This window comes from Rhodococcus sp. (in: high G+C Gram-positive bacteria) (assembly GCF_049591685.1).
Classification (GTDB): Bacteria; Actinomycetota; Actinomycetes; order Mycobacteriales; family Mycobacteriaceae; genus Rhodococcoides.
Map to the genome: position 1 here is coordinate 1 of NZ_JBAWFH010000123.1, position 6609 is coordinate 6609.

Annotated in this window: 7 protein-coding genes; 5 read left to right on the forward strand and 2 right to left on the reverse strand. The window is 63.2% G+C overall.

Annotation, left to right across the window (positions count from 1 at the left end):
• From WBQ44_RS05410 to WBQ44_RS05430, 5 genes are all read left to right on the forward strand, one after another.
• Positions 1–1000, forward strand: a 1000-nt coding sequence (locus tag WBQ44_RS05410) for a hydroxymethylglutaryl-CoA reductase, degradative (RefSeq protein ID WP_495565705.1), incomplete at its 5' end; no start/stop codon positions are given.
• Positions 997–1953: a hydroxymethylglutaryl-CoA lyase gene (locus tag WBQ44_RS05415; RefSeq protein ID WP_495565706.1), complete on the forward strand. Its 957-nt coding sequence runs from the start codon at positions 997–999 to the stop codon at positions 1951–1953. The genes WBQ44_RS05410 and WBQ44_RS05415, both read left to right, overlap by 4 nt.
• A gap of 23 nt (positions 1954–1976) precedes the next feature.
• Positions 1977–3335 (forward strand): MFS transporter, encoded by a 1359-nt coding sequence (locus tag WBQ44_RS05420; RefSeq protein WP_495565707.1) that lies wholly within the window; start codon positions 1977–1979, stop codon positions 3333–3335.
• A gap of 31 nt (positions 3336–3366) precedes the next feature.
• On the forward strand, positions 3367–4593 hold the full coding sequence (locus WBQ44_RS05425; RefSeq protein ID WP_495565708.1) for a CaiB/BaiF CoA transferase family protein: 1227 nt from the start codon (positions 3367–3369) through the stop codon (positions 4591–4593).
• Complete coding sequence (locus tag WBQ44_RS05430; protein WP_495565709.1) at positions 4593–5408, forward strand: FAS1-like dehydratase domain-containing protein; 816 nt, start codon at positions 4593–4595, stop codon at positions 5406–5408. Before WBQ44_RS05425 ends, WBQ44_RS05430 begins: the two co-directional genes overlap by 1 nt.
• Positions 5409–5523: 115 nt before the next feature.
• Here WBQ44_RS05430 and WBQ44_RS05435 read toward each other — a convergent pair whose 3' ends face one another.
• On the reverse strand, positions 5524–5904 hold the full coding sequence (locus tag WBQ44_RS05435; protein WP_495565710.1) for a hypothetical protein: 381 nt from the start codon (positions 5902–5904) through the stop codon (positions 5524–5526).
• 12 nt (positions 5905–5916) lie between these two features.
• Positions 5917–6435 (reverse strand): DUF3558 family protein, encoded by a 519-nt coding sequence (locus WBQ44_RS05440; protein WP_495565711.1) that lies wholly within the window; start codon positions 6433–6435, stop codon positions 5917–5919.
• Between the last annotated feature and the right edge of the window lie 174 nt (positions 6436–6609).

The window sequence follows — 6609 nt, forward strand, 5'->3', positions numbered from 1 at the left end:
GAGGATGACACGTCCCCACGGTGGGTTCTTCGTTTCACACACCGGGCCCGTCATGCAGGCGCAGATTCAACTGCTCGACGTGCAGGACCCCGAGGCCGCCCGTCTGCGGATTCTCGAGGCGCGTGACGAAATCTTGGCTCTGTCGAATGCACAGGATCCGACGCTCGTCCGGTTCGGTGGCGGTGCACGCGAACTCACCGTCCGCGTGCTCCCGACACGCACCGGAGTCCACGTCATCACCCATATCGTCGTCGACGTGCGAGATGCCATGGGCGCCAATGCGGTCAACACCATGGCCGAGGCCGTCGCACCGCGTGTCGCCGTCATCGCCGGTGGTCGTCCACTGCTGCGAATTCTGACGAACAAAGCCGACCAACGCATCGTGCGCGCACGCGCAGTGTTCGATCGCGACCTTCTCGGCGGATCGGAGGTGGTGGACAACATCGTCCACGCGTCGGCTTTCGCCGAAGCCGATCCGTACCGCGCAGCAACGCACAACAAGGGCATCATGAACGGCATCAGTGCGGTCGTGCTGGCTACGGGCAACGACACCCGCGCCGTCGAAGCGGGTTGCCACTCGCACGCCGTGGGCGCCGACGGACGGTATACCGCGCTATCCCACTTCGAGAAGACCAACGACGGTCACCTTTCCGGCACGCTCGAGGTTCCCATGGCGGTCGGACTCGTCGGCGGTGCCACCAAGGCGCATCCGGTTGCTCGTACCGCGATCGAGATCCTGGGCGTCACGTCCGCCACCGAACTGGCCGAGGTGATCGTCGCTGTCGGACTGGCCCAAAACCTCGGCGCATGCCGCGCTCTGTCTGCGGAGGGAATCCAACAGGGGCATATGCGCCTGCACGCCAGGACGATCGCGGTGACCGCGGGCGCGACGGCCGACGAGCTGGACAATGTTGTGCAGCGCCTGATCGGCGATCGCTCGATCGGCGTCGAGCATGCCGAGAAGGTTCTCGGCGAACTCCGAAGTGGCAGCCTGGTATGACTCTCCCCCGTCCTGACGTACACCGCAATCCGGCGCTACCGACGTCGGTCCGCGTCTACGAAGTCGGCCCACGCGACGGACTTCAGGCCGAGACAACGATGGTTCCGACGGCGACCAAAGCAGAGTTCTGCCGCCGCCTCGTCGCAGCAGGCGTCACCAACCTGGAACTGACGAGCTTCGTGTCACCGAAGTGGGTGCCCCAACTCGCCGACGCTGAGGAGCTGATGGCGGAGTTGCACATACCGCCGACGATCAGGCAGATCGTGTTGACACCGAACGTGCGAGGTCTCGATCGTGCGTTGAACTCCGGGGCCACCGAGGTTGCCGTCTTCGTCAGCGCAACAGAGACATTCGCGCGCCGGAACCTCGGTTCGACGGTTGCCGACGCGTTGACTTCTGCTGAGTCCGTGATCGCGGGGGCGTCGGCGGCCGGGGTTCGGACTCGCGGATACATCTCGATGTGCTTCGGCGATCCGTGGGAGGGCGCAGTGACTGTCGAGCGCGTTGCCGACGTCGCCGAACGCTTGATCGACATGGGCGTCGGGACACTGTCGTTGGGTGACACCATCGGCGTTGCCACCCCCGGCCATATCCACGCTGTGTTGGATGCCGTCCGCGCCCGAGGTATCAGCGTCGACAGCATTGCTCTGCACCTGCACGACACCTACGGCCAGGCTCTTGCCAACGTCCATGCGTCTCTGCGGGATGGAGTCACCGAATTCGACTCTGCAGCAGGCGGACTCGGCCGCTGCCCCTACGCACAGGGCGCGACCGGAAATCTCGCCACCGAGGACCTCGTCTGGATGCTGGACGGCCTCGGTATCGACACAGGCGTCGACCTGCGCGCCCTGTCGGAAGTCTCCGAATGGATGGCCGAGAAACTCGGCCGCCCCAGCACCTCCCCCGTCGTACGGGCGCTGTCCGCAGCACGCACACCCTCCCCCACCCGCTGATCGCAGAATCCCAAGGAAACGACATGCCCAACACCCCGCCCCTCCCCGAGGTCGACGCGAACACCAAAGAGCAGCGGCGCCATGCCGTCATCGGCAGCTCGGTCGGCACGATCATCGAGTGGTACGACTTCACCCTTTACGGCCTCGCGTCGGCGCTGGTGTTCGCGCCTCTGTTCTTCCCCGGCGCCGGCAACCTCGCGGGAATGCTCGGTGCATTCGCGGCCTTCGCAGTCGGGTTCGGCGCCCGGCCGATCGGCGGCCTGATCTTCGCGCATTACGGCGATCGCGTCGGACGCAAGATGACGCTTTTGGTGACGCTGATGATGATGGGCACTGCGACGACCTTGATCGGACTGCTCCCCACTGCAGACTCGATCGGCATTTGGGCGCCCATCCTGTTGATCGTGCTCCGCATCTTCCAGGGTGCCGGCGCAGGCGCGGAGTTCGCAGGGGCGATGACAATGGCCAGCGAGTCGTCAGATCCGCAGCGCCGCGCCTACACGGCAGGCTTTCCCGGCGCGTCGGTGTACGTCGGCATGGCTTTGGCGACAACGACGTTCGCGCTCCTGACCCTGCTGCCGGACGAGCAGTTCCTCGCGTGGGGCTGGCGCATCCCGTTCATCGCCAGCGCGGTGATCGTCGCGTTCGCCTTGTACTTCCGGCTCCGCGTCAACGAGACCGCCGCATTCGAGGAAGCCGCCAAAGACGGCGCTGTCATGAGTTCGCCGCTCGCAGGCGCGGTGAAGAACCACTGGCGCATCCTGATCTGCGGCATGGCCCTGTTCACGTTCACACTCCCCTGGGTGTACATCGTGCAGACCTTCTCGGTCTCGTACGTCACCGGAACCCTCACGGTGAATCCGACGGCCGCCCTCGTTGCACTGATCATCGCGGAGTTGCTGACGATTCCGGCAACGCTGTACTTCGGAAAGCTGGCCGACCGCATCGGACGCAAGCCCGTGCTGCTCGGAGCGGCCGTGTTCGGTATCGTCCTCGCCTTCCCGCTGTTCTGGCTGTATGGAACGGAGCAGATCATCCTCGTTGCCCTCGGCCTCGTTCTCGGGCTGGCCATCATTCAGGGTGCAACCATCGGAGTGTCCGCAGCGATGCTCGCCGAGATCTTCCCGACCAATGCGCGGTGGAGCGGCATCGCGATCTCACGCGAGATCCCCGCCGCAGCAGTCGGCGGCACGGCACCACTCGTCGCCACGGCCCTGGTCGCGGCATCGGATGGCAGCCCGTGGCTCGTAGCTGCGTACCTGATGGGACTCAGCATCATCGGGCTCATCGGCATCGCCTTCCTCCCCGAGACTTTGCCCTCCAAGGTCGACGACGCCACACTGGACCCGATCATGGTTGCCGACGTCGAACCTGTCGGCTGACTCGACACAACCTCTGATAGAAAGCGATCTCATGACTTTCCCCTTGGTAGGCAACACCGGCTCTCTCGCGGGAGTGGTGGTGCTCGATCTCTCCCATGTCCTTGCCGGTGCCTATGCTGCGCAGATGTTCGCCGACTTCGGGGCAACGGTGATCAAGATCGAGAATCCGAAAGGTCCCGACGTGGCCCGCGGGTTTCCGCCCTATCTGAAGGCGGACGACGACGAGTTCAGCGCCTACTACGCCCAGTACAACCGCGGCAAGCTCGGACTGACACTGAATCTCGGGACACCCGAGGGCACGTCGGTGCTCAAAGACCTGGTTGCCAAGGCCGACGTTCTGATCGAGAACTTCAGGCCGGGTACCACCAAGAAACTCGGAATCGACTACGACGTTCTCGCCGAGGTCAATCCGAGACTGGTCTATCTTGCAATCTCGGGATACGGCCAAACAGGTTCACGCAGTACACGTCCTGCGTTCGACAACACCGCGCAGGCTGCGGGCGGACTGTGGTCGATGAACGGCCAGGCCGGCGAGGAACCGGTACGGGTCGGAGTCACGATCGGCGATTTGTCGGCCACCATGTTCGGCGTCATCGGTGCACTGACGGCGCTGCGTCACGCCGAGAAGACGGGTGTCGGCCAGCTCGTCGACGTCGCACAGGTAGACAGCATCTTCGCCATGACCGAAACAGCCGTCGTGGACTACACCGTCGACGGCAAAACCGCTGTGCCGTCGGGCAACAAGCACGCGTGGGTTCGGCCCTACGAGCTGTTCCCCTGCGCCGATGGCCAGGTGTTCTTCGGTGGCTACACCGACAAGCTGTGGAATGCATCGTGCACCTTGTTCGGCACCCCCGAGGCAGCGACGGATCCCGAGATCGACACGATGCGCAAGCGGTTCGATCCGGAGGTGTACGAGCGCCGGGTCAAGCCGCTGATCGTCGGGTGGTTCGACGGTCGTAAGCGGTCCGAGCTCGAAGACCTGGCCGGTGCGGTCATCCCGTTGACGGCCATCAAGAACATCGGCGAGGTCGTCGAAGATCCGGGCACGGCCGAGCGCGAGATGATCGTCGAAGCCGACTACGGCAAGTTCGGGACGCTGAAGATGTTCGGGCAGCCGATCAAGATGGGTGTCACGCCGGCCAATCCCGCGAGGAAGGCCAATTCGCTGGGCGAACATACCGATTCGGTGCTGGCCGGACTGGCCGGGTATTCAGAGGAGAGAATCTCGGACCTGCGTGCGGGCGGGGTTGTTTGATGGTGGTGGTCAGAACCGAAGCGCTGCGGGTTGCCCCTGCCGCCGCCTATCGGGGCACGTTCGCGCCCACGGTAGAAGAACCGAAGTCGACGGGTGAACTTCAGCCTGGGTGGGAGGGTCTCTACTTCCCGTTCGACGCGGCGCTAGCCGATCTTCGGCCCGACGGCTCCCCTACCGACGACGGTGTCCTACCGGTCATTGATCTGCCGCGACGGATGTATGCCGGGGAGGACACTGTCTTCCATCGACCGCTGGCGTACGACGATGTGGTCGAGCAGCGAGTGCAGGTCGGCGCCATCGTCGAGAAAGAGGGGCGCGGTGGGCGACTGGTGTTCGCCGACGTGGAGCGTAAGTACTACGTGGACGGTGAGCTGGCCATCTCGACCGTGTGGCATGACGTGTTCCTGGAGGCGGCGAAGCCCGGGGCAGTTACCAAGCCGCCGGCGCCGGCGCCGGATGTCGAGTGGGACTGGTCCGAATCTTCGACATTGGATGCACGACAGCTCTTTCGGTTTTCGGCGTTGACGTTCAACACGCATCTGGTGCATTACGACCGAGACTGGGCTCGGAACGTCGAGGGTCTGCAGGACTTGCTGGTGCACGGGCCACTGGTACGAATACTGTTGCTCGACTTAGCGGTTCGATCGCAGCCAGGTGTCCGCGTCCGGAGTTTCTCTCTGCAGATGCAAGCCCCGGTCTTCGTGGACACCGAGGTTCAGCTCGTGGGCCGTGTGACTGATGCGGGTAGCGAAGTGTTTGTGCTCGACGCAGAGAACCGCGTGCTGGCGCGGGGAGTTGCAGCTACCTCGGGTTAGTTGGTCAGGCCGATCGGCCGAGTCGTTCGGCGGCATTTCGGAGTTGGACACCGATGCGGTCGGCGGCTCCTCGAAATTATTTCGTGCGACGCTCGGATGTCTGTTGGCCGGATATCTACCGGGGGCCTTCAGCCTGGATGTCCGCAACGTTGGCGTCGTCAACGCCCTCGGTAGCGACGAAGAACTTGGCAAACACCGCCCTCATCTCCAAGACCACGTGAATGTGACTCTCCAAGACGTCGACCATGTTGTTCGGGCCGCCGATCGCCTTTTTGGAGAAAATTGTCTGCAGTTGCTTGCCAGACTCGAAATCACCCCATCCGCTGATGTCACCGAGCTGAACTGCTTTCGACTGGTGCTCTCGCAGCTGTGCAATGTAGTCGTCACACGCAGTGCGACATGCCTCAGCAACACCAGGTTCGAGAACGAGTTGACCTTGGTCAGCTGCTACTGCAAGAGACTGCCATAGGGTTGACGGGGTCGTAGGTTCGGTCATCGTTGCTCCTGATCAAAGCGGTGGTAGACCATTTTCGAGTTCGGTCGCGTGCTGAAGAACAAGTACGCATGGATCCGCGCCAATCTCCATCGTTCCCATGGAATGGACGCTGAAGACAACCACGCCGGGTGGAACGGCGACTGCGATGTTGCAGTCAGTAATCGACCGTGACATCTGCGTTCTGAATCGGTACGCGTCCCGGTCTGCAATCCGCAGGTCGGTGCCATTCAAGTATGACTCGTTTTGGCGGGCTTCGCCGATGGTGTGTGTGTCCGATGACTTGACGTTCAGGAAGTATGAAGGTTCCTGGGCAGGCCCCCGCAATGTACACAGCGACCAATCGGGAACCTCGATACCTTCGCCCCAGCCCTCACTCCGGTAGACCGGATCCAATCCCGTGGCCTTCACAGCCTCGGGCGTGACACTGCACGGGTCCCACCGCTGAGTGGCAACGGGTTTTCCTCCCACATCGCCCCCGCATCCCGCAACCAGCGCTGCCACGCCGACAAGCGTCACCACTCGTTTTCGCACCGAACCCCCTCGATCACGTCGACCAACAGGTTAGACGCCGACGACGTCCGAATGGTTCCGCGGAACGCGACGCGTCATCGAGTCAGTGCTTTTGTCGTCGCCTCGCCAGCTTGATAGCCGGCTTCGTACAGCCACGGCCATTCTGCGAAGTCCTCGGGGTTGACTATCGTCATT

Bases quoted from the DNA above. Each gene is read 5' to 3' on its own strand.
- WBQ44_RS05425 (WP_495565708.1), top strand. From the start codon at position 3,367: ATGACTTTCCCCTTGGTAGGCAACACCGGCTCTCTCGCGGGAGTGGTG.
- WBQ44_RS05415 (WP_495565706.1), top strand. From the start codon at position 997: ATGACTCTCCCCCGTCCTGACGTACACCGCAATCCGGCGCTACCGACG.
- WBQ44_RS05435 (WP_495565710.1), bottom strand. From the start codon at position 5,904: ATGACCGAACCTACGACCCCGTCAACCCTATGGCAGTCTCTTGCAGTA.
- WBQ44_RS05420 (WP_495565707.1), top strand. From the start codon at position 1,977: ATGCCCAACACCCCGCCCCTCCCCGAGGTCGACGCGAACACCAAAGAG.
- WBQ44_RS05430 (WP_495565709.1), top strand. From the start codon at position 4,593: ATGGTGGTGGTCAGAACCGAAGCGCTGCGGGTTGCCCCTGCCGCCGCC.